Raw genomic sequence first — 24,196 nt, forward strand, 5'->3', positions numbered from 1 at the left:
ATGTAATAGTATAAATAAGAAGATATATGGAAAATTTTCCCTCAAAATTAAATCGAATTGATTTTGAAACATTAGAAAATGGAAAACATTCAATTTACGGACTTTCAGAAGATTTAAAATTAATTTATGAAAACACAAAGTGGATTAATTTTGCACAATAAAACAAAGTAAAAGGTACTATTTTTAAAAAATTCCATACAATTATGGCTATACAATTTGTCCTATTTGTTTCGATTACTTTTGGGAAAATGATTTTACATAATTACACTAAATGCTATTATAATCTATTGCTGTTTTCATTCTAAATAAAATTATTAATTTTAATTATAATAGCCCTAAACCCAATTTACAAAAAGAATATAGCACTATTTTAGATCAAAAGGTTGTACTTTTCGAAGCGTTGGTAAAAAAGCCAAAAATAATTTTAATGAATCTAAAAAAATATTGCTGTGAAGAGAAAAAAAATTGATTTGAAGAAAAAACTTTTATTATCGTTACTTTTTACAGCCTCCTTTTTATATCTAAAAGCACAAAATTATGATTCAGAAAAAAAATGGATCAAAGATTTAAAAGTTGGTGTGAGATTGCAAAAAGCTCAAAAATTATATTGGGAAAACGGATTGGCTTTAGATTTTACAAGTCCTAAAATTGGAAACGAACATATTCATTTTGGATTAAGTTATGTATCTACAAGACTTGGAAGTGCCGTGGGTACAAATGCTATAAAGCAAGATAATTTCTTATTAAATGTAGGATACTTCTTTAGAAATGAAAAAAAACTGCAACCTTTTACACGTTTAAATACTGGCTTTTTTTATGCTGATTATGAATCAGAGATTTTTGATGAATTGCCTAATACAGCGTTGCTTCTATCAATAGATACGGGTTTGTCTTATAAATTTAATGCGCCAATTACACTTCATTTAAGTGCTGGCTATAATTTAAATAGTGGAAAGGGTGCATCTGGACCAGGAACTTTATTTCCTGTTTTTTATCAAATGAGTATTTTCTACAACATATTCAAAAAATAACCAAAATGAAAACTAAAAATATATTTTTAAAATGTTCAGCTGTTTTTTTACTGATAGTAGCTAGCTGCTCTAACGAGCCAGAAATTGACAATGCAACAATGTTAGATGGAGATCAGATTTTTGATGCATCACTCTATAATCTAGAAAATTACTTGGTATCTAAAGCTATTGATAATCCTAGTACTAATCAAAAAAACACACCCGTTGTAATTGCTGTTCATGGGTATTCTGCAAGCACTTTTGAGTGGGATGAATTTCGCAATTATAGCGATTTAAATGCAACTATTTTAATTTCGCAAGTACTTTTAGGAGGTCATGGTCGCACCTATGAATCGTTTAAAAATTCTACATGGCAAGATTGGCAAGAACCAATTATGACCGAATATAATGCCCTAAAAACTAAAGGATATACAAATATTAATTTTGCAGGTTCATCTACAGCATGTGCTTTAATGTTAGATTTAATTAAGACAAATAAAATAGCGGATAATGGAATGAAGCATATTTTTCTAATCGATCCAATAGTTATTCCTTCGGATAAATCACTTACACTTATAGGTTTAGTTGGGCCAATGCTAGGTTATTTTGAATCTACAAATACAACTACAGAAGATAAATATTACTATCGTTTTAAACCACAAGAAACATTAAAAGAATTATTGAACTTAACAAATAAAGTACGCAAAGACCTTCAAGAAGGATTTAATTTACCTCAAAACACCCAATTGAAAGTTTATAAATCCACAAAAGATGATGTTGCTGATGCTGTTAGTGCAGTGTTATTATATAAAGGTCTTAAAAATAATGATGGATCAAAGATTGCAATACAAATGATCGATTCTAAACTTCATGTTGTAACTAGATTAGATGGTAGAGATACTATTACCGAAAAAGATCGCGAAATTCAGAAACAAGTTTTTGATAATATGATACTGATGCTTTCACAATAAATAAAATTATAAAATTTTTAAAGACAAGCACAAAGCTGGAATAAAAAAAACGTTCCAACTTTGTTGTTCTTTATACACCAACTTTTAAAGCTTAACATTTTTTTAGTTATTCAATAAACTTTATAAATTAAAATGAACTCCACTACTCTATTCCATATTTTTATTGCAATTATCATAATTAGTTTTATCGTTGATAAAATTTTAGACACGTTAAATTCTAACCATTTTAATGATAAAATTTCAGAAAAATTAGCTGATGTTTATGATAAAAATGAATATATAAAATCTCAATCTTATAAAAAAACCAATGCTAAATTTTCAAATTTAACGTCTACGTTTTCAATCATTTTAACATTGGCTTTCTTTTTTTTAGATGGATTTAAATACGTTGATAATTTTGCAAGAACATTTACAGATAATCCTATTTTAGTAGCACTAATTTTCTTTGGTATAATTATGTTTGGTTCAGATGTAGTAACAACTCCGTTTTCTTATTATCAAACATTTGTAATTGAAGAAAAATTTGGTTTTAACAAATCAACAAAAAACATATTTTGGCTCGATAAAATGAAAAATTGGTTGATGAGCATTCTTTTAGGGGGCACAATTTTATCGCTAATCATTTGGTTTTATCAAATTTCTGGAGAAAATTTTTGGATCTATGCTTGGGTTTTAGTCGCCGTTTTCTCTTTGTTTATTAATCTATTTTATGCTAAACTAATTGTGCCTTTATTCAATAAACAAACTCCTTTAGAAGATGGAGAGTTAAAAACTGCCATAGAAAAATATGCAAAAAAGGTTGGTTTTACAATCAATAATATTTTTGTAATTGATGGTTCTAAAAGATCTACAAAAGCAAATGCTTATTTCTCTGGATTTGGTTCCCAAAAAAGAATTACACTTTTTGATACTTTAATTAACGACTTAGAAACTGATGAAATTGTGGCTGTTTTAGCACATGAAGTTGGCCATTATAAAAGAAAATATATCATTTTTAATTTAGCTTCTTCCATCTTAATAACAGGTTTTACCTTATTTATTTTATCTTTATTTATCAATTCTTCTATTTTATCAGAGGCATTAGGTGTTTCCATTCCTAGTATTCATATTGGCTTAATTGCATTCGGAATTTTATATTCGCCAATATCTGAAATTACAGGTTTGCTAATGAATTATTTGTCTAGAGTTTTTGAATATCAGGCAGATAATTTTGCCAAAGAAACTTTTGCTGCAAAACCTTTAATTACATCTCTAAAAAAATTATCAAAAAATAGCTTGAGTAATTTAACGCCGCATAAAGCGTATGTTTTTATGCATTATTCACATCCAACTTTGTTGGAAAGAATTGAAAATCTAGAAAAATAGTTTGGATATGAATTGCAAAAAAAGGTTTTGACACGGATTACTCAGATTAATTGGACTCAATTTCGGATCTGAGAAACCCTGTGAAATACGCAACTTTTTTTAATCAAATTTAGAATCCTTAATTTTTGGTTGTTCAATTTCTTATTCCTAACTTCACTTTAGAAATAAAAACTTTAGTCCCTAAGTTTATGGAGTATACAGTAACCGTAGAAGAAGAAAATAAAGAGATTGCACATCGTTATAAAGATTTGCTAAAAGGCACGTATGAAATTTTATCAAAAGAAGATAAAGAACTCATCCGAAAAGCTTTTGATATTGCTGTGGAAGCGCATTCTTCTCAACGCAGAAAAACTGGCGAACCTTATATTTATCACCCAATTGCCGTTGCAAAAATTGTGGCGAAAGAAATTGGTTTAGGAGCCGTTTCTATAGCTGCTGCTTTATTGCATGATGTTGTAGAAGATACGAAATATACTGTAGAAGATATTGAAGAACTTTTTGGAACAACCATTGCAAGAATTGTACTTGGTTTGACCAAAATTTCGCGTTTGAATAAAGAACAGGATGCATCAATTCAGGCTGAAAATTTTAGAAAAATGCTCTTAACTTTACATGATGATGTTAGAGTTATTTTAATAAAAATTGCAGACAGGTTGCACAATATGCAAACGATGGATGCAATGCCGTCAGACAAACAACTAAAAATTGCCTCAGAAACCTTATATATTTACGCCCCTTTAGCGCACAGATTAGGTTTATATAACATAAAAGCAGAGCTTGAAGATTTAGGTTTAAAATACACAGAACCAGAAGTTTTTGAAGAAATTATTGATAAAATAAAAGAGAGTAAAGAAGATCAAAAAAATTATTTAGAACGTTTTACCAACACGATTAAAAGTGGGCTAGACAAAGAGAATTTTTCTTATGAGATAAAAGGTAGATTTAAGTCTATTTATTCTATCCGAAGAAAAATGCGCAATCAGAATGTAACTTTTGAAGAAGTATATGATAAATATGCAATTCGGATTATTTATTATCCGTCTTCTAATGATGATAAATTTGATGCTTGGAAAATTTATACAATTGTAACAGATTATTTTAAGCCAAATCCTGCTCGTTTACGCGATTGGATTTCACAGCCAAAATCTACGGGTTATGAAGCTTTGCACATTACTGTTGTTGGTCCGGATGCTGAATGGGTAGAGGTTCAAATTCGTTCTGAAAGAATGAATGAAATTGCCGAGAAAGGCTATGCAGCTCATTTTAAATACAAACAAGGTGATGAAAAAGAGAGTGGTTTAGAAAATTGGTTAAATAAATTAAAAGAAACTTTAGAGAATCAGAGTTTAAACGCTGTTGATTTTGTTGAGGATTTTAAACTGAATTTATACTCAAAAGAAATTTATGTTTTTACGCCAAAAGGGGAGTTAAAATCACTTCCAAAGGATGCGTCTGCCTTAGACTTTGCATTTTCAATTCATACGGATGTTGGTTTAAAGTGTAGAGGCGCAAAAGTAAACGGAAAATTAGTTCCGTTAAGTCATACTTTAAAAAGTGGAGATCAAATAGAAGTAATAACAAGTGCTGCAAACAAACCAAATTCTAGATGGTTAGATTTTGTAATTACCGCTAGAGCAAAAACAAAAATTAGAGTTGCTTTAAAAGACGACGAAAAGCAAGTAGCAGAAGAAGGAAAAGCGGTATTAATGCGTAAATTACGTCATTTAAAAATTACTTTTAACGATCTAGTAGTAAATGAATTAGTGTCTTATTTTAAGTTAAGAACTAGTTTTGATTTATTTTATAGACTTGGAAATGGCGCTATTGATAATACACAGTTAAAAGCATTTGTAGCTCAAAGAAATGGAGCTTTTGTAAACTTTTTTAAATCTAAATTAAGAAGAAGTAGTACTCCTAAAGAGATACCAGAAACCGTTGATGAAGTTACTCATAAATATGACGCTTTAGTCTTTGGTAAAGAAGAAGAAAAGCTTGATTATAAACTTTCTAAATGTTGCAATCCTATAGCAGGTGACAAAGTTTTTGGATTTGTAACGATTAATGATGGTATTAAAGTTCATAAAAAAAACTGCCCAAACTCAATTTCCTTGCAATCAAATTATGCTTACAGAATTATGTTGGCAAAATGGATTGATTCTACAAAGCAAGATTTTAAAGCAATTTTACATATTGCAGGTATCGACAATAAAGGCATAGTTAACAATGTAACGCGAATCATTTCTAATAATCTGGGCGTTTTTATTAACAGTATTAATATTGCTGCCGATGAAGGTTTTTTTGACGGAAAAATATCATTAAGTGTAAAAAATGCATCTCAGTTAAATAAACTGATAAAAAAAATTCAGAAAGTGGAAGGAGTTAAAAAAATAGAACGTGTTAATAGTTTGTAAATATCATTTCTAAAAAAGGTTATTTTTATTAAGAAATAGCTGTAAGTTTGTGTTATAGTAAAAATAAAACCATGAGTAATTCTCTTGACAACCAAGAAGTAGTTAAAAAAGTATTTACCTCGTATTTACAAGAGCATAAGCACAGAAAAACACCTGAGCGTTATGCGATACTTCAAGAAATCTATGATGCCAAGGAACATTTTGATATAGAATCTTTATATATTAAAATGAAAAATAAAAATTATAGAGTTAGCAGAGCTACACTTTATAATACCATAGATTTATTGTTAGATTGTAATCTAGTTAGAAAACATCAGTTTGATGGGCAATCGATGGCACGATATGAAAAAAGTTATTTTGATAAAAACCATGATCACGTAATTTTTACAGATTCTGGTGAAGTCAAAGAATTTTGTGATCCAAGAATTCAAGTTATCAAAAAAACAATTGAAGAAATTTTTGATATTGATATTCAAAATCATTCATTATATTTTTACGGAACTAAAAAGAAAAAAGAGTAACAAATAACAATACAAAAAAGACAAACAACAAATTAACACAACTAATGGCTGTAGATTTATTACTAGGATTGCAATGGGGAGACGAAGGTAAAGGTAAGATTGTAGACGTTCTTACCAAAAATTACGACATCATTGCGCGTTTTCAAGGAGGGCCAAATGCTGGGCATACTTTAATTTTTGACGGATTTAAACATGTTTTACACACAATTCCTTCAGGAATTTTTCATAAAACTGCTTTAAATGTTGTAGGTAACGGAGTTGTTATTGATCCAGTAATTTTTAAAAAAGAGCTTGAAAATTTAGACAAACACAACATAGATTATACAAAAAGATTATTAATTTCTAGAAAAGCGCATTTAATTTTACCAACTCATAGATTGTTAGATGCCGCTTCAGAAACATCAAAAGGAAAAGCTAAAATTGGTTCTACATTAAAAGGAATTGGTCCAACTTATATGGATAAAACTGGTAGAAATGGAATGCGTGTTGGTGATTTAGAACTAGAAAATTGGAAAGAAAAATATGATGCTTTAACAGCAAAACATATTAAAATGTTAGAATTTTTTGATGTTCAGATTGAATATAATTTAAAAGAATTAGAGGCAGAGTTTATTAAAGGAATTGATAAATTAAGAACTTTAGAATTTATTGATAGTGAAGAGTATTTAAATCAAGCAATCAAAAATAAGAAAACAATCTTAGCAGAAGGCGCGCAAGGTTCTTTATTGGATATTGATTTTGGAACATACCCTTTTGTAACTTCATCAAATACAACTGCAGCTGGTGCTTGTACCGGTTTAGGAGTTGCTCCAAATAGAATTGGTGATGTTTTTGGTATATTTAAAGCGTACACAACTAGAGTTGGTTCCGGCCCATTTCCTACTGAATTATTTGATAAAGATGGCGAAGAAATGGCAAGAATTGGGAATGAATTTGGCGCAACTACTGGCAGACCGAGAAGATGTGGTTGGTTAGATTTAGTTGCTTTAAAATATGCTGTTGATGTAAACGGAGTTACGCAATTAATGATGATGAAAGGAGATGTCCTTTCTGGTTTTGAAACCTTAAAAGTTTGTACTTCTTACAACTACAAAGGAAAAGAAATTGCACATTTTCCTTATAATATAGAACCAGAAAATGTTTCTGTGAATTATACCGAATTTAAAGGTTGGAAAGAGGATTTAACAAAAATGACTTCTGCTGATCAATTACCAAAACAGTTACTAGACTATGTTGCTTTTATAGAAAAAGAAACTGGAGTTCCTATAAAAATAGTTTCTGTTGGTCCAGATAGAAAACAAACGATTTCTAGATAATTAACAATAAATTTTATAAATATAAAAGCATCTTTCAAATAATGAAGGATGCTTTTTTTGTGTTGAATATTTATTTTTAAAAACTTTATATTTCTATGCCGATCAAATTTAATTTATTTTGTTCCATTTGTAATGCATGTAAAATTGCTTCTTTATGCTCAACAAAAGACAGTTTATATGCTATAAATAAATCATTGTAATACCGAATTACTTCCTCTAAATTATTTTTAAATTTTGAAAGATCTCGTAATTTTTTATTATCAAAAGTAGTTTTTACATCGTCCACTTTTTCTTGTGAATACAAACTATAAAGAGACAATATATTTGGCCTATATGTTCTTGATATCATTGTATCTCTGCCATAAATATGATCTATAGTATTTTATAAACTCATAACTTTATCAAAATATGCCATATTTGCTCCTTGACAAACAGAAAATGCTATACCTGTTTTCTTTGTACTTATGTTATTTGAAATTAGAGTAGACGTGCTTATACCTAAACAAATACACAACTTCTATGTAATTTGATTGTATCTTCTTTCCTTTTCTTCGCCACAGAGTTCTAAGCTGTCCAACTCTTTTAATTATAAGTATTGATATTCTCTTTAAGCTGTGCATAAATAAGCTGTGCATAAATCTGATTCTTTAAATTCTGTATTTAAAGCGATAAATCTATTTGAGCATGAACTTCCTGGTCTATTTTTATAAATAAAATATTGTTTTTCAGAATCCTTTGTATTTTCTTTAAGCGTAATGAACTAACTCGATGGCTCTGCCTCGAGGTTCATTTACTTAAATTTTTGCTCCATTTACTCATGTAATAAATTTAGTAAGAAGTAATTCTCTTTGCTCTAAAATCTTCAACTTTATCTTTTATTTCTCCACAAGTAACTTCAACTTTTCACTGTAAATTTTGCGCATTTTTTCTACTAAAATATTATCAACCAGAGAAATAACAGAATCAATTTTGCAGTGTACTACTTTTAAAGGTGAATCTATTGTGAAACCAATTCCCAAAAAAGGAATGTGAAATGAATGTATGTTTTTCATTATTTAATTTTTAACTAATTTTCAATTGGTTGCAATTTATTATTATTTGCTTTTGAAATACATGGACATTATCACTAAATAACTTGAAAGAATCAAAAAAAACACCTTTAATAAATTATAAAAGATACTTTTTCTAATTAAAACTAAATCATTTATTTTGATGTTTGTAGAGTTCGCTTAAAAGTAATCATTACCCAAGTCCTCGAATTATTTAAATCACTTTCTCCTCGTTTTAAAACTTCTAAAGAACGCTTTCCATACATTTTAGATCCGCCCCCTTTTGTTACTGGTAAACTAACCATTTTTAATACCCAATTTAACGCAACAATTTCTAATTCTGCAGCAGCCGGAGAAACGATCCATCCTCCAGAAAAATATTAAAACCAGTGGCTAAAGAATATGCCATAGTACCAATAAAATTACTTGGTCCTGGTGCAAAAGAAAATGCTTTTGGATGAATAGAAATATTACTATTTGGCATAACATTTTCCATTGCAAAGTCTAAAACATTATCCGAGGGCATACCTTTTTCTGGAGCTTCTTGTAAAAAAATAGTATCCATTTCTTTCCTAGAAGCTGCACTTACTGGTTTTTTACTTTCTATATGCTCATAATAGCTCACAATTAAATCTACAATTTTGTAACCATAAGATTTCATTTCTTCTATTGATAAATCAAAAAAAAAGCTTCATCATTTTATTTATTGGTAAAATTACAAGATGTAAAACTCAAATTAGCTAATAAATATCATTTTATAAAAAATCATCAATTTAATAAATTAATTAGAGGTTTAAACAGCTTAAATTAGAAGGATTAACAAATAAAACGAACTTTCACTTTTCTTTAGTAATCAACAATATTCTTTTCATTATTTTTGCTTCAAATAAAATATCTTGAAAAGATTCTTTTTTTTATTACTGATCATTTTTACATCAATTTCTTTTTCTCAAGAAAAAAGAAAAATTGAATATTATGCTGAACAACAAGAAGCGGATGAAGAAAAATATCCAGGAGCAACGATGCTTTTAGGTAATGTTAAGATGAACCATGAAGGTATCGATTTAACATGTCAGCGAGCGTTGTATTATCAAAAAGAAAACTTTTTTAAAGCCATTGGTAACGTTTTTATAAAACAAGGTGATACCATTACGCAAACTAGTGATTATGCTGATTATGATGCAAATTCTAAGCAAGCACTTTCTTGGGGAAATGTAGTTTTGAAAGACCCAACGATGACTTTAACCACAGATACTTTACAGTTTGATAGAATAAATCAAAAGTTATATTACAAAACGTACGCTACCATTAAAGATGCTACAAATACATTAAAAAGTAAAGTAGGAAATTACTACTTAGAAAATAAAAAATTTATTGCCACTACAAGAGTAACCATCGTAAATCCTGAGCACAATTTAGTATCTGATCATTTAGACTATTACACAGAAACTGGTTTTACATATTTATGGGGACCATCAACCATTACAAATACAAAAAATAACAATAAAATTTATTGCGAAAAAGGATTTTATAACACAAAGACAGATATTTCTTACTTTGTAAAAAACGCAAAACTCTATCTAAAAGAAAGAACTGTTGAAGGCGATAGTTTGTATTACGATAAGAAAAAAGGTTTTGCATCTGCTACCAATAATATTCGCGTAATTGACACGATTCAGAATTTTATTACCAAAGGGAATTATGCTGAAATTTTTGAGTTAAAAGATTCACTTTTTATCATCAAAAAAGCGGTGGCAATTTCAATTATAGAAAAGGATTCTATGTTTATTCATGGTGATACTTTGTTGGTTACTGGTAAAACGAAAAAACGTATTGTTAGAACCTATCATAATGTAAAAATATTTAAATCCGATTTGCAAGGAAAGTGCGATTCTATTCACACAAATCAAGCAACTGGTTTAACTAAAATGTATAGAAATCCTGTTATTTGGTCTGATAAAAATCAAATTACTGGTGATACTATTTACCTAAAATCGAATGTTGACACAGAAAAACTAGACTCTTTAAAAGTATTTAATAATGCATTTATAATTTCTAAAGATTCATTATCCATAGACGATTTCAATCAAATTAAGGGTAGAAATATGTTTGGTAGATTTGAAGACAACAAGTTAAAATCGCTCTTGGTAAAAGGAAATGCAGAATCTGTTTATTATAATAGAAATGAAGAAACCAATATTATTGAGACTATTACAAAAGAAATTTCTAGCAATATTGAATTCACTTTTGAAAACGGAATCGTAGAATCTATAAAATATTTAACAGCTTCAGAAGGAAAAACCTATCCGCCATCTATGTTGCCAGAAGATGTAAAAAAGTTAAAAGATTTTATTTGGCGAGAAAGTGAGCAGCCCAAAAAAATGGAAGATATTTTTATTAAAGATACTGATGAAAAAAAAGCTCCTATAAAGAAAGGTGGTTTAAAAAAATCGGCAGCAATTCTTGATGAGAAATCCATCGAAAATAAAAAGTTTAACAAAGAAATGAATTAACTGTTTCAGTTAAATAACAATAACATGAAATCAGATTTTTTTAAATACCAAGCACAAACCTCTCCTCACCCACTTTCTATTGAAGTTTCTCACGCAAAAGGAAGTTATATTTATGATATTCACGGAAAAAAATATTTAGATTTTGTAGCCGGAGTATCCGCAAATAGTTTGGGTCATAATCATCCAAAAGTTTCTGAAGCTATTAAAAATCAAGTGGATAAATATACTCACGTAATGGTTTATGGTGAATTTATTCAAGAACCACAAGTGGATTTGTGCAAGTTATTAGCATCAACATTACCAGGGAAATTAACATCCGTATATATTACAAACTCAGGTACAGAGGCAACAGAAGGGGCTTTAAAACTAGCAAAAAGAGTTACAAACAGAGCAGAAATTATTGCTGCAAAAAACTCTTATCATGGAAATACACAAGGTGCCATGAGTGTTTCTGGAGTTGAAAAACAAAATGCTGCATTTAGACCTTTAATTCCGGGTATTAAATTTATTGCTTTTAATTGCGACTTTTGTTTGCAAAAAATAACGCACAAAACTGCCGCTGTAATTTTAGAAACGATTCAAGGAGGCGCAGGATTTATAGAACCCATAAACGGTTATTTAACAAAAGTAAAACAACGTTGCCAAGAAGTTGGTGCTTTGTTGATTTTGGATGAAATACAATCCGGAATAGGAAGAACGGGTACGTTTTGGGGATTTGAAAATTACAATGTTGTTCCGGATATTATCATTGCTGGAAAAGGTTTGGGTGGCGGAATGCCAATTGGTGCTTTTATTGCATCTTTTGAGCACATGCGTTTGTTGCAAGATAATCCTAAATTAGGGCATATTTCTACTTTTGCAGGTCATCCTGTTATTGCTGCTGCTGCAAATGCAACAGTAAAAGAAATTCTAGATAAGGACTTACTTTCAGAAAGTTTACGAAAAGAAAAAATTATCAGAAAACACTTACAACATTCATCAATAAAAGAAATTAGAGGAAAAGGATTGATGTTAATTGCTCTTGTTGAATCACCTGAATTAGCAGCAAAAATTATTCTAAGATGTTTGGAAAAAGGATTGATTTTATTCTTCTTATTATTTGAAGGAAAAGCAATGCGAATTACCCCTCCGTTAACTATTTCTGATGAAGAATTAATAATAGGATGTACTATTATTATTGAAACTATTGAAGAGTTTGTTTGATTTTTTTTACTTAACTTAGCTTAATATATTGAATATATTTAAGTACCATAAAATTTAACTTTTATAAACTTCACCTATTCAAAATACCTTTAAAATACATTCAGAATAAAAACGGGAACGCTGAAAACCGAAAAAAGGAGGCAAAAAAATTATACCTTATGAAAAAGCAAAATAATTTAACTAAAAAATTATCCTTAATTATAGTTCTTTTTTTATTAACATTTGTGTTTCAGAGTTGCCAACAAAAAGAAAATGAAAAACCAAAAAAATTGAACAACTAATTATTGAAACAGAAAAACCCGAATATTTTTCACTTCGTCCTGAAGTTGAAAAAGCATACGGATATTCGCACGCAGTGAAAATTGGAAATGAGATTAAAATTTCTGGAGCTGTAAGTATGGATAATAAGGGAATCCCAATTGCAATAGGAGATTTCCCACAACAAATGAAAAACTGTTATGCAGATTTAGATAAGGTCTTAAAACATTTTGGGTGTACATTTGATGATGTAATTGTAGAAAATATTTTCACTACAAACATGCAACTATTTCTTGAAAATGCAGAATATCGAAATTACATTTACACAAAACAATTTCCGACAGGTTCTTGGCTTGGAGTGAATGAATTGGCATTACCAGGATTTATGATAGAAATTGAACTTGAAGTTTATAAACCTGAATAATTACAAGATACACTAGTATATAAACGATACTATTTACGGTATTTACGCTACACTCAGGGCAGAGCCTAGGCGAATTCTATTGATTAAAACAGATGTGAAATCAGTATTAAAGTTAACTAATCCTAAAAAAAACCAAGCTAAATTGCTTGGTTTTTTTTTAAAATATATTTGAAACAAAATACTTACCTCCTGCTATAATTTGGTGATTCTTTAGTAATTACCACATCATGAGGATGGCTTTCATTAATTCCGCTTGCGGTAATTCTAATAAATTTACCAGTTTCTTTTAGCGTTTCAATATCTTTTGCGCCGCAATATCCCATTCCAGCGCGCAAACCTCCTATAAATTGGTGAATGCTTTCAAACAATTCTCCTTTATATGGCACACGCCCTACAATTCCTTCCGGAACTAATTTTTTAATATCATCTTCTACATCTTGGAAATAACGATCTTTTGAGCCTTGTTTCATCGCTTCAATAGACCCCATTCCTCGGTAAGATTTAAATTTTCTTCCTTCGTAAATAATTGTTTCTCCTGGAGATTCTTTTGTACCTGCCAATAAAGACCCTAACATTACTGTATCTGCACCAGCAGCAATTGCTTTTGGTATGTCACCTGTATAACGAATTCCTCCATCTGCAATCACAGGAACTCCACTTCCTTTAATAGCTTCTGCAACCTCTAAAACTGCAGAAAATTGAGGAAATCCAACACCTGCAACAATTCTAGTTGTACAAATAGAACCCGGACCAATACCAACTTTTATAGCATCTGCACCTGCATCAACTAAAAATTGTGCAGCTTCTGGAGTTGCTATATTACCAACAACTACATCTAAATTTGGAAATTTAGCCTTAATAGCTCTTAAAACATTGACAACACCTTCTGTATGACCGTGAGCCGTATCGATAACAACTGCATCTACACCAGCGTTTACTAATGCTTCTGCTCTATCAACAGCGTCACTGGTTACACCTAAAGCGGCTGCCACTCTTAATCTACCAAAAGAATCTTTGTTTGCAATTGGTTTTTGAGTAACCTTAGTAATATCTCTAAAAGTAATTAATCCTTTTAGTTTGTAATCTTTATCAACAATTAAAAGTTTTTCTATTTTATAATTTTGAAGAATTTTTTCTGCATCTAATAAGGATGTTCCAACTGCCGCAGTTACCAAGTTTTCACTTGTCATTACCTCTACAATTGGTCTAGTGCCATCATGTTCAAAACGTAAATCTCTATTGGTTACGATTCCTTTTAAAATCCCGTCTTTATCAACAATTGGTATGCCTCCAATTCCGTGTTCTTTCATGTTTTGTTTAGCATCCGAAACAACTGCCGTTAAAGGCAAAGTTACAGGATCTAAGATCATTCCGCTTTCTGCCCGTTTTACTTTTCTAACTTCTTGAGCTTGTTGCTCTATAGACATGTTTTTATGTAACACTCCGATTCCGCCTTCTCTTGCCATCGCAATTGCCAAAGCAGATTCTGTAACGGTATCCATAGCTGCCGAAACGATGGGTACGTTTATTGTAATATTTCTACTAAATTTTGTTTGAATATTTACTTCTCTTGGAAGTACTTTAGAAAAAGCTGGAACAAGTAAGACGTCGTCGTATGTTAAGCCTTCTCCTAAAATTTTGTTGTTATGTGCTATCATGTTGCAATTAAGGTATAATTGCCTACAAATTTACAATATTTTATTGATTTAATATTGAATTATTTATTTTCGTTTAAATATAAGAAATAATAAGAATTCATGAAACAAGTACTTTATAACGACCTCGTTTCAAGAGCACAAGGTATCAAATAACATTAACTATAAAACGTGAATATTTTTACGCATCTGTACTTCTTGATACTTTAAATATTTTTTGACTGCTTTTTCATATGCAGACAAATCAGCTGTTTTTTATTGATACTAGCAAATCTATACTTATCCTACTCAAAAAAACCAATTCACTGTTGAACATATCTAAAATATTTAAAGTACGTCCGCCCCTTAATCAAAAAGGCAAAATTATGTATCGATATCCTTCCATATATTAGAAAACAAACAAGAGTATCCTAAAAACCAATCTCCTTAAAAACATCTTATATCGTTATAATATATAGCAAGGTAACTATTTTTTAATATGAAGAAAATTTGGCAGTCGAAGTGTTTATTTATTATTTTATCTGACAAACTAAACAATCATAAACTTTTATTTTAGGACTATAGATTGTGATCTAAAGTACGAACAAAAGCAATTATGTATCACTAGATAGTACTTTTAGTTAAATTAAATAACTGTATTTCAGTTGGTTAATTTTATTATTTTTATTTATTCTAAATAAAAATTGATTTACATAAATTAGGTTGTAAATTTGCGCATTAATTAACTATTATTTATAATTAATCTAAATAAATTAAAATGAAAAAACTATTAAAACATTACTAGTATTAACCAGCCTTACAATTATAGGCATGGCTTGTTCTGATAACGAAGGCCCTATTAACCCTACAGCTGCCATTGACATTAAAAAGAAAGAATTTGTAGAAAACTATGCTAGCATTGTTTTAGCCAGTTATGAAGATGCTATGACTAAAGTAAACGAATTAAAAACTGCAGTAGACATTTTTGTAACAACACCAAATGAAAATAACTTTCAAGCTGCCAAAGACGCTTGGCTAGCATCTAGAGAGCCTTATGGTCAAACCGAAGCTTACCGTTTTTATGACGGTCCTATTGATGGTGCAGATGGTGAACCTGAAGGTTATATTAATGCATGGCCTTTAGATGAAGCATTAATAGATTATGTTTCAGATGGCACTGGTGGACAAGATTTGTCTGACGTTAGACAAAATATTATAAATAATGAAAGCGAATATCCAACATTAACAAAAAACACTCTTAAAGATATTTCTGGTTACAGTGATAACGAATCGAATGTTACCATTGGTTTTCATGCGATAGAGTTTCTTTTATGGGGTCAAGACAATACGGCGCCTTCTGCAAAAATGACTGGTCAAAGAGCCTTTACAGATTATACAACTGCTACAAATTCAATAAGAAGAGGAGCCTATTTAAAAGTAGTAACAGCCCTTTTAGTAGATGATTTAAAATCTGTTGTAGATCAATGGAAACCAAGCGGTGCATACCGCCCATTATTTTTAGCACAAACTGCAGACATTTCTATAAATATGATTCTAATAGGTGCTGCAAAATTAAGTAAAGGAGAACTAGCAGGAGAAAGAATGGCTGTAGCTGTAGAGAACCAAGCGCAGGAAGATGAGCATTCTTGTTTTTCTGATAATACAAATAGAGACGTATTTTTAAATGCACAATCTATTCATAATATTATCAACGGGACTTACAAAAGAATAGACGGTACTACAATATTTGGTACTTCTTTAATAACTGTTTTACAATTAATAAATGCTACAGAAGCGACAAGTTTAACTACTATTTCTCTAGAAGTTATGACTAAAGTTACTATAATTTCTAATGCTCAATATTTTGACAATCAGATTATGGGAGAGACAATAGATAATTTTAACAACCCTGTTATGTCTGCGGTATTAACTTTAAGACAACAAGGAGATGCGCTTGCGCAAGCTGGTAAAACAATTACGGGAACTACCATAGACCCAAGTGTGTAGTTGAGCTTTTTTTTTAATTAAAAATTATTAATCAACCAAACTGTCTTTTTTAAAAAAAGATAGTTTGGTTTTTACAGTTTTAAAAATGAAAAAAATATTTATTTTATCGTGTCTTGTTTATTGCATTATCTCTTGTAACAAAGACGAGGCTTATATAGATTTAAACAACTCCTATGAAATAGGAGAAGAATTATCTGCAGGAAAGTTAACAACTACTCTATTAGGCGCTAATGCGTTTGATCAAGCGGTTCCTGGTTTGCCAATTAATACAGACTTATTGTTCTTTGTTGGTAATTCTTTGTTTAAACAAAATTGGGTAAGTTCACCCGCTTCAACAACTGCCCGCGACGGGCTGGGACCAACATTTAACGCCAGGGCTTGCAGTGCTTGTCATAATAAAGATGGTAGAGGCCTACCTTTGCAAAATGGAGACCGATTTTCCGCAGGTTTTTTAATGCGTATTAGTACGGAAGGTACTACTACTTTTGGAGGACCAAATGCTGTTACTGGTTATGGCACCCAAATTCAAGATAGAGCAAATCTTGGTGTTTATTCTGAAGCTAGTGTGCGTATTCGATATGAAACTATTGCTGGAACCTTTAGTGATGGTGATGCTTACGAACTAAAAAAACCTATTTACAGTATAGAAAATGAAAATTTTGGCTCTCTACAAAATATATTAACATCTCCCAGAGTTGGGCAGCAGGTTATTGGTTTGGGTTTAGTAGATGCCATTTCTACTGATGATATATTATTAAATGAAGATGAGTTTGATACTAATAAAGACGGAATTTCTGGAAAAGCAAATTATGTATGGAATCATATTTTAAATCGAAGAGATGTTGGACGATTTGGCTGGAAAGCAAATCAACCAAATTTAAGGCAACAAGTTGCGGATGCTTTTAGTGGAGATATGGGCTTAACAACCTCTATATTCCCTGAACAAAATTGTCCTTCTCCTCAACAAGATTGCAAAGACGCTTTAAACGGAGGAAATCCAGAAGTTACTGATAGGTCTTTGGATAATGTAATGATTTATGCCTCTTCATTATCTGTGCCTATTAGAAGAAATTATGAAGATGAAAATGTATTAAAGGGAAAACAGTTATTTAGAGAAATGAAATGCGCTACTTGCCATACAGAAGTATTTACAACTTCTAATAATTATCCTTTTAACCCAATTCTAGAAGATGTTACCATAAGACCTTTTTCAGACTTTTTATTACATGATATGGGAGCTGAATTAGCAGATAATAGATCTGATTTTTTAGCGACAGGAAATGAATGGAGAACGCAACCTTTGTGGGGTATTGGTATGATACAAGAAGTAAATAGTCATACGTTTTTATTACATGATGGAAGGGCAAGAAATATAGAAGAAGCAATTTTATGGCATGGTGGTGAAGCTGAAGAATCAAAAAATAAGTACAAAAAACAAACAAAGCAAGACAGAGAAAATGTACTTGCTTTTGTCAACTCTTTATAATATGAAAAAAAAATAACAACCTCTATTTTATTAGCTATTTGTATTTTACTCGCAAGTTGTAATAAAGATGATGCTGAAGAAAACAACGCTTTCGATGTTTTAAATTATAAGCAAGAGTTTGTAACCCATTTAATGATACCTGCTGTAACTGAATTTATTTTAGATGTAAAAAACTTAAATGAAGCTTCTGCAAATTTCGTCGAAAATACAAATGAAGAAAACGTATCAATTTTAAAAAAATTATGGATAAATACCGCTATTTCATTTTCTAAAACAGAAGTTGGTAATTTAGGAGATCTTCAAACTTCTGCCATCTACTTTTCATTGTATAGTTGGGGAGCAAATGAAACTAAAATAGAGAACTTTATTGCTGCTACAGACACTATGAATCAAAGTGATATAAATGGATTACCAACAAAAGCTAGGGGCTTAAGTGCTATTGAATACTTGTTATTTGATACTGATTTATCAACCACCGTAAGCTCTTTTTCTAATCAACGTAGAATTGATTTTCTCCTAGCTCTTAATGCCAACTTAGTTATAAAATCTTCTTCTTTAAAAGAACAATGGGAAAATTATAGTACTTCATTTATCAACAATACAGCTACAGACATCAACGGAAGTATTAATTTAATAATAAATCAAGTAAATTTTTATTAGAGAATATAATACGTTTTAAAGTTGGTGAACCTGCTGGATTAGAAAACTCTACGGGTATAAACCCTGAATTATTACAAGCACATAAAAGTGAAATATCTCTAGAAATTATCAAGGAAAATATAGCTGCTGTAAAAACTCTTTATTATGGAAGTTCGGAAGGATTAGATACTTATGTAAGTACAATAACCAATAATGAAAATATAAATGACGCGATTGCCATTGCATTTTCAGCTATAGAAAATAATATCACCTCCTTATCAAATACTACTTTAAAGAATGCCATTGAAAACAATAATTTTATTGTAGACGAATTATACAATCATCTTAAAGATTTAATTATTTTAATAAAAGTAGATGTTGCTAGTGCTTTATCTATAACAGTTACATTTACAGATAATGATGGCGATTAAATTAGAACTTCAATTCTAAACCTGCATACCAATTTCTTGGTGCAGAAGGAATGATTCCTGGTCCTGGATACCCTGTTGCTCTTCTTGTAAAATAAGAAGTATCTAACAGATTATTTATACCTGCTTCTATTTTTGCAAACTTGTAGGAATAAGAAGTAGAAAAATCTAAAATACTGTATGCAGGAATTTCTCCTGTTACCCCACTAATACTGCCTCCTATTGCATTTGTAGCGTCAGAAAACTGGCTTGATAAATACGAGTATTGAATGCTTGATAAAAAGTTTTGATAACCAAACCTAATTCCTGTCTTAATATTTATATTCGGAATAAACTCTACTTCATTTCCTACAACACCGTTTATATCAGAAGAGGTGTATTCTGAAGTAATAAAAGACGAATTTATAAAATAGTTAAAAACATAGTTTGAATTCATCTTGAAGAATTTTTTCATATTAAAATCAATTAAACTTTCAATTCCTAAAATTCTTGCATCTCCAATATTATCGCGTTCTGCTTTCCCATCTGCGCGTGTATAAATATTAATTCTATCATTATAAAAAACACCAAAAACATTGGCATCATAAGAAAAGTAATTTTTATAATTTCCACGAAGCCCTGCATCAATTGTAAATCCTTTTTCATCGGTAATATCTTGTGAAATTTCAAAAGCTGGATTTGCTGTACTGATATCCGAAAAAGTCACAGATCGATAATTCTGAGAAATGTTTCCATAAAATTCTAATAAATTATTGAACTTATAACTTGTTCCAATTCCTAAAAGTATAAAATTTCTTTCATTGCTTTCCTCTTCATCTCGTAAATTATCATTGATTACATTTCCAGCAGCATCGGTAACTATATCTTTTATAATTTCGTCTCTTTTGGTGTTGATATATTCTAGTCTAAAACCAGGAGTTATTGAAAGTTTATCATTAATATAAAAAATATTTTCTCCAAATAAAGAAAGGTTCAAATTAGGGAATTTACTATCAGATTGTCTCGGATAATTTGGGTATTCATCTAAACTCATTTCAAAATCTGCATCCGAGCCACTAGAACCCGGCCCTTGCATATTCGTGTTATTCGCCTTATAAAACTTTGAACCAATTAGAAAAGTAGCTTTTTTATCGAATATTTTATAGGAGCTTAACAATCTAGATTCAAACCCAAAATTTTTGAAAGTTCCTTTTATTAAATCTCTTTCAGAATTAGGATCTGCTTGATTTACTCTATTTGTTCTAAAACCAAGAGCGTCCCTAGAAGCATCCAATCCAAAGAAACTAAAAGAAAAATTAGTTTTATCAGAGAATTTATGCTCCCATTTTAGATTGTACAAAAACCATTTTACCTGAAACCAATTCCGATTTCTATTGCTTTGATACGGATTTTCATTAAACATCGCATCTGTTAATCCGCCAGCTTGCTGCGCCAAATAATCTAAACCGGTTAATTCTAAAGAAAGTTTACTTTTATCATTAATCTGATATCCGAAATGTAGAAAAGCATTTTTAGATTCAAAATTAGAATTTGGTCGAAATCCATCTCCTTTTTTATAATTTACAAACGTATAATAACTAAATTTTCCTTGCGTATCACTTAAACTTGTAAAATTGGTAAACAAACCAAAACTACCCGCAGTATTTCTAAAAACTATTTCTTGTTCTTTGGCTGGTTTTTTAGTGACAAAATTTACCAAACCACCAAACTGGGTGCCATATTGTAGTGAAGCTGCACCTCTAATTACCTGAATTTCCTCGAGACTTTCGGCAGCGGGTGTATAATAACTTTCTGGGTACCCTAAAACATCTGCACTAATATCATATCCGTTTTGACGCGTATTAAAATTAGCCGTTCTATTTGGATCTAAACCTCTACCGCCAATATTTAATTGCAAACCTGCATCGTCATTTTGATAAATATTTAAACCTGCAATTTGATTAAAAATCTGACGCGCATTATTAGTTGCTAAATTTGCCGTAGATTGATTTACTAAAATAACTTCTGTCTTTTTACCAGCAAAGATTGAGGTTCCTTCTACGTCTTGTAATCTCTTGAGTTCAAAAACTTTTTCTTTTCTTGCTATAATTTGAATTTCTGATAAATTTTGCGAAAAAGTTTCTAAAGTCACTTTTAGATCTACAAAATCTTTTAATTGAATAAAAACGTTTTTAAGTTGATACTCTTCAACATAAAAAATTAATTGCAATGCCTCTTTTTCTGTAGAAAAATTAAACTTTCCTAAAATACCTGTTTGCCCTAACAAACTGCCCGTTTCATTATAAATTTGAACTTTATTTATCGGTTTATTGAGCTCTGAAACTACTGTTCCTGATATTTTATATTGACTATAAACAATGGATTGTAAGGAGAGTAAAAAGAGCACTAAAATTCTTGATTTCATTATTTATATTCCTTTAATTTTTATTTCTGATTGAAAAGGGACTACCCACTTTTTATGTTTAAAAGATGCTTTTTGTTGATATAAATCTACTTTTTTATCAATAAATTCAGTACTTAATCTACCGTTCAAAGCTACATAACTCTCTGCAAAAACGCCAACATTTTTATGCCCTTGTTTTGTAAAATGATCTCCTAAAAAATGTGCATATTCCAAAATAAAATCAGGTTGATAACTCATTTGTTTTTCTTGAAATGAAGTTAAAAAATCAGTATTATTAACTCTAAAGTATTTACCTGATTCAAGGTCAACAATTTTAAAATTAGTGCTTCCTGCTTTTTCCATTAACATTACACGCCATGAAAAACGATAGCCTTCCTCTGTCCAAAACAACTCTCCAGGATAAACTAAATAGCGCCAAGGCACTAAAATTTGAATTACAAAAAACACACCAAATACTGCTAAAACTAGTTTTCTCTTAATCTTTGAAAAATGAAAATCAGTGACTATTAAAATAGTTTTTTTAGACTTTAGAACATGTTTCTTAATGAAGTTTATAATTTTATTATGAAAGCTAGCATCAAAGAAAATAAGCGCAGAAACAATCATTATATAAGGAAACATCCCAATAGGAAACAGTACTCTTGTAAATACATGAAAGAAAATTACGATTAAAAAAGCAACAAAACGAGTTCTCTTATACAGCAATAAAAACGGAATTGCCAAATCATATAACATGCCAGACCAACTCATGGCAAAGTGAAACCAGTTTTGTTGCATCAGGTTTTCTCCAATAAAAGGGATATCGTATTTTGATGGCAACCAAATTTTTAAAGGCATCGCTCTAAACAACCAATCTGAATTTAGTTTCGCTAAACCTGCATAAAAATAGATAATTACTAACAATAATTTTATACTATCTATTGTCCATTTTGGAATTTGCTTGTATTGCTTTTTCCTGATAAAAGCATCAACTGAAAAATAAGCATTTGCAGGTAAAAAAATTAACAAAAAACTAAGAATAGATATAAAGTAATAGTGATTTAGATACGTAGTTTTATCCATTAATTCTATGTATAAAAATGATAGAAAAAAAGTGATAATTGAAATTCTGTATTTATATCCAAAAGCGACAAAAAGTGCTGACAAACCACAAATAATAAACAATAGATACGTGTAATTCCCAATTGGTTGTATCCAACTAAAGCCAAGATACGAAAAATGGAACTTTGGCTCTAAGTAGAGTTTTTCTATCCAACCATTTAACCAAAAACGAATAATACTTGCAAACATCATTAACCCAAAAAACAAACGAAATATTGCCAATGGAGCTGCACTTGTTTGTTCTTTAAAGTTATATTTTATTTTTCTATTAACATAAAAAACCTAATTTTTATTGATCTCTCGATAGAAACCAGGTATTTATTTAATTTATAATCTTAAGACTAATCCCCATCAGCATCAACATAATCGACACTTACATTAAAAGCTTGCAACATATCAACTTTTAATAATACTACGGCTTTTTGTAATTCGTCGTAAGACTTTGTCATTGCTGTATTATCTGAATTAATTTGTATGGAAAAACTATTATTTAATTTGTTAACTTCTGCTTTTGCAGATTCAAATTGACTAGAAATCGCAGTTGCAATATCGGCTCTATTAAGCTTTATTAAATAGTCTTTAAGACTTACACCTTTAGTTACAGTAGTATAATGTTTACCTTCAAATAAATTTTCTACAGCGGTTAAAGCCTCCAATGATAATTCTTTAGAAATATCATTTTTATAAAATGCTTCAACCTTTTCAGGTAAAGGATTTGATGAAAAAACTCCTGCAGGAATACCAAACTTACCAGCTCTTACTCGTTTTTCATAATAAAAAATATAATCATTAATCAATTCATTAACAGATCCTGTTAAAGTATTTGAAGTATTGTTAACAAATGTATTTCTTTGTGCTTTAAAATCTAAAACTACCTGAATACTTAGGGTGTTCATTTGATTTAAAACCGCCGTAATATATTTTTTATAATTCTCTTTATTTACTCCTGTAGAATATTTTTCTAAAATAGTAGCGTCTGTATCTGCTACACCATATAGTAAATAGTCTAATGCAGGAAAGCCCTGTGCATCTTGGTTATTTAAGCTATTTAGATCATAATTTCCATTCGAAATATTATCTTCTACATCTTTGACCGTTAAGGGATAAATATTCATGTAAAATGAAAACTGAATTTCTTCTGCTTTTCCAATATTAAACATTTCTATGTGCTGCCAAGTTTTATAAGCAGCAAACCAAGAAGCTCTTAAAGCTGCCAAATTAGTTTGCGTGGTCGTTGTTGTAAAAGTTTCTCCCGAAGTTTTTAATGCGCTCATTTTAATACTAAAGTCTTCATAAGCAGGAATAATTATATTATCTGCAATATTTTCCAATAGTGTACTTCTATCAAAACTATCTGCTGCAATTACTGCTTTTTCTTCTGATGAAGAACAACCCGAAAGTGTAATTATTGATACAAAAAAGAGTGAAAATTTTCTAAACATATTATTTTTATTTT

The 24,196-nt window shown here is 30.1% G+C and carries 21 protein-coding genes; 14 read left to right on the forward strand and 7 right to left on the reverse strand.

Translation table 11 applies throughout. The features are described 5' to 3' along the window. The first annotated feature begins 26 nt into the window (after positions 1 to 26). From BST83_RS21145 to BST83_RS07655, 7 genes are all read left to right on the forward strand, one after another. Positions 27 to 161, forward strand: coding sequence for a hypothetical protein (locus tag BST83_RS21145; protein WP_302849448.1), 135 nt, complete (start codon positions 27 to 29; stop codon positions 159 to 161). 288 nt (positions 162 to 449) lie between these two features. Continuing rightward, on the forward strand, positions 450 to 1,031 hold the full coding sequence (locus tag BST83_RS07630; protein WP_104809266.1) for a hypothetical protein: 582 nt from the start codon (positions 450 to 452) through the stop codon (positions 1,029 to 1,031). 5 nt (positions 1,032 to 1,036) lie between these two features. Further along, positions 1,037 to 1,981 (forward strand): alpha/beta hydrolase, encoded by a 945-nt coding sequence (locus BST83_RS07635; RefSeq protein ID WP_104809267.1) that lies wholly within the window; start codon positions 1,037 to 1,039, stop codon positions 1,979 to 1,981. Between the two features lie 132 nt (positions 1,982 to 2,113). Beyond that, entirely contained in the window at positions 2,114 to 3,346 is a 1,233-nt protein-coding gene (locus BST83_RS07640; protein WP_104809268.1) for a M48 family metallopeptidase, read from the forward strand. 188 nt (positions 3,347 to 3,534) lie between these two features. Further along, positions 3,535 to 5,757 carry a RelA/SpoT family protein gene (locus BST83_RS07645; protein WP_104810819.1) on the forward strand — a complete coding sequence of 741 codons (2,223 nt, stop codon included), beginning with the start codon at positions 3,535 to 3,537 and terminating at the stop codon, positions 5,755 to 5,757. 71 nt (positions 5,758 to 5,828) lie between these two features. Beyond that, complete coding sequence (locus BST83_RS07650; protein ID WP_104809269.1) at positions 5,829 to 6,278, forward strand: Fur family transcriptional regulator; 450 nt, start codon at positions 5,829 to 5,831, stop codon at positions 6,276 to 6,278. A gap of 44 nt (positions 6,279 to 6,322) precedes the next feature. Continuing rightward, positions 6,323 to 7,594, forward strand: coding sequence for an adenylosuccinate synthase (locus BST83_RS07655; RefSeq protein WP_104809270.1), 1,272 nt, complete (start codon positions 6,323 to 6,325; stop codon positions 7,592 to 7,594). Positions 7,595 to 7,679: 85 nt separating this feature from the next. On the opposite strand, the gene BST83_RS07660 is transcribed toward BST83_RS07655, so the two are convergent. The 3 genes from BST83_RS07660 to BST83_RS07665 all read right to left on the reverse strand — a co-directional run bounded on the left by BST83_RS07660 (position 7,680) and on the right by BST83_RS07665 (position 9,304). After that, complete coding sequence (locus BST83_RS07660; protein WP_146092132.1) at positions 7,680 to 7,943, reverse strand: hypothetical protein; 264 nt, start codon at positions 7,941 to 7,943, stop codon at positions 7,680 to 7,682. A gap of 855 nt (positions 7,944 to 8,798) precedes the next feature. Next, positions 8,799 to 8,948, reverse strand: a complete 150-nt coding sequence (locus BST83_RS19855; RefSeq protein ID WP_170062759.1) for a hypothetical protein — start codon at positions 8,946 to 8,948, stop codon at positions 8,799 to 8,801. Positions 8,949 to 8,977: 29 nt separating this feature from the next. Beyond that, positions 8,978 to 9,304 carry a hypothetical protein gene (locus BST83_RS07665; protein ID WP_104809272.1) on the reverse strand — a complete coding sequence of 109 codons (327 nt, stop codon included), beginning with the start codon at positions 9,302 to 9,304 and terminating at the stop codon, positions 8,978 to 8,980. A 235-nt stretch (positions 9,305 to 9,539) separates the two neighbouring features. Between BST83_RS07665 and BST83_RS07670 the strand changes: the two genes are divergently transcribed. The 3 genes from BST83_RS07670 to BST83_RS07680 all read left to right on the forward strand — a co-directional run bounded on the left by BST83_RS07670 (position 9,540) and on the right by BST83_RS07680 (position 13,041). Beyond that, positions 9,540 to 11,156 carry an OstA-like protein gene (locus BST83_RS07670; protein WP_240614696.1) on the forward strand — a complete coding sequence of 539 codons (1,617 nt, stop codon included), beginning with the start codon at positions 9,540 to 9,542 and terminating at the stop codon, positions 11,154 to 11,156. Between the two features lie 24 nt (positions 11,157 to 11,180). Then, positions 11,181 to 12,359 (forward strand): aspartate aminotransferase family protein, encoded by a 1,179-nt coding sequence (locus BST83_RS07675; RefSeq protein WP_104809273.1) that lies wholly within the window; start codon positions 11,181 to 11,183, stop codon positions 12,357 to 12,359. 355 nt (positions 12,360 to 12,714) lie between these two features. After that, complete coding sequence (locus BST83_RS07680) at positions 12,715 to 13,041, forward strand: RidA family protein (RefSeq protein ID WP_240614697.1); 327 nt, start codon at positions 12,715 to 12,717, stop codon at positions 13,039 to 13,041. 182 nt (positions 13,042 to 13,223) lie between these two features. Here BST83_RS07680 and guaB read toward each other — a convergent pair whose 3' ends face one another. Continuing rightward, the gene (gene guaB / locus BST83_RS07685) at positions 13,224 to 14,699 is read right to left on the reverse strand and encodes an IMP dehydrogenase (protein WP_104809275.1); all 1,476 of its coding nucleotides are present in this window, start codon (positions 14,697 to 14,699) and stop codon (positions 13,224 to 13,226) included. An 807-nt stretch (positions 14,700 to 15,506) separates the two neighbouring features. Between guaB and BST83_RS07690 the strand changes: the two genes are divergently transcribed. The 4 genes from BST83_RS07690 (at position 15,507) to BST83_RS21445 (ending at position 19,238) form a co-directional block, all read left to right on the forward strand. Next, entirely contained in the window at positions 15,507 to 16,682 is a 1,176-nt protein-coding gene (locus tag BST83_RS07690; RefSeq protein ID WP_104809276.1) for an imelysin family protein, read from the forward strand. A gap of 85 nt (positions 16,683 to 16,767) precedes the next feature. Further along, positions 16,768 to 18,168 (forward strand): di-heme oxidoreductase family protein, encoded by a 1,401-nt coding sequence (locus BST83_RS07695; protein ID WP_104809277.1) that lies wholly within the window; start codon positions 16,768 to 16,770, stop codon positions 18,166 to 18,168. Between the two features lie 132 nt (positions 18,169 to 18,300). After that, positions 18,301 to 18,828, forward strand: a complete 528-nt coding sequence (locus tag BST83_RS20625; protein ID WP_240614698.1) for an imelysin family protein — start codon at positions 18,301 to 18,303, stop codon at positions 18,826 to 18,828. Positions 18,829 to 18,884: 56 nt separating this feature from the next. Then, the gene (locus BST83_RS21445; protein ID WP_367889191.1) at positions 18,885 to 19,238 is read left to right on the forward strand and encodes a hypothetical protein; all 354 of its coding nucleotides are present in this window, start codon (positions 18,885 to 18,887) and stop codon (positions 19,236 to 19,238) included. Between the two features lies 1 nt (position 19,239). Here the strand turns inward: BST83_RS21445 and BST83_RS07705 are convergent, their stop codons facing one another. From BST83_RS07705 to BST83_RS07715, 3 genes are all read right to left on the reverse strand, one after another. Further along, positions 19,240 to 21,639 (reverse strand): TonB-dependent receptor family protein, encoded by a 2,400-nt coding sequence (locus tag BST83_RS07705; RefSeq protein WP_104809278.1) that lies wholly within the window; start codon positions 21,637 to 21,639, stop codon positions 19,240 to 19,242. Positions 21,640 to 21,642: 3 nt separating this feature from the next. Continuing rightward, positions 21,643 to 22,932, reverse strand: coding sequence for an HTTM domain-containing protein (locus BST83_RS07710; protein ID WP_240614818.1), 1,290 nt, complete (start codon positions 22,930 to 22,932; stop codon positions 21,643 to 21,645). A 149-nt stretch (positions 22,933 to 23,081) separates the two neighbouring features. Beyond that, the gene (locus tag BST83_RS07715; protein ID WP_104809280.1) at positions 23,082 to 24,182 is read right to left on the reverse strand and encodes an imelysin family protein; all 1,101 of its coding nucleotides are present in this window, start codon (positions 24,180 to 24,182) and stop codon (positions 23,082 to 23,084) included. Between the last annotated feature and the right edge of the window lie 14 nt (positions 24,183 to 24,196).

The sequence above is a fragment of the Polaribacter filamentus genome (assembly GCF_002943715.1).
Lineage (GTDB): Bacteria > Bacteroidota > Bacteroidia > Flavobacteriales > Flavobacteriaceae > Polaribacter > Polaribacter filamentus.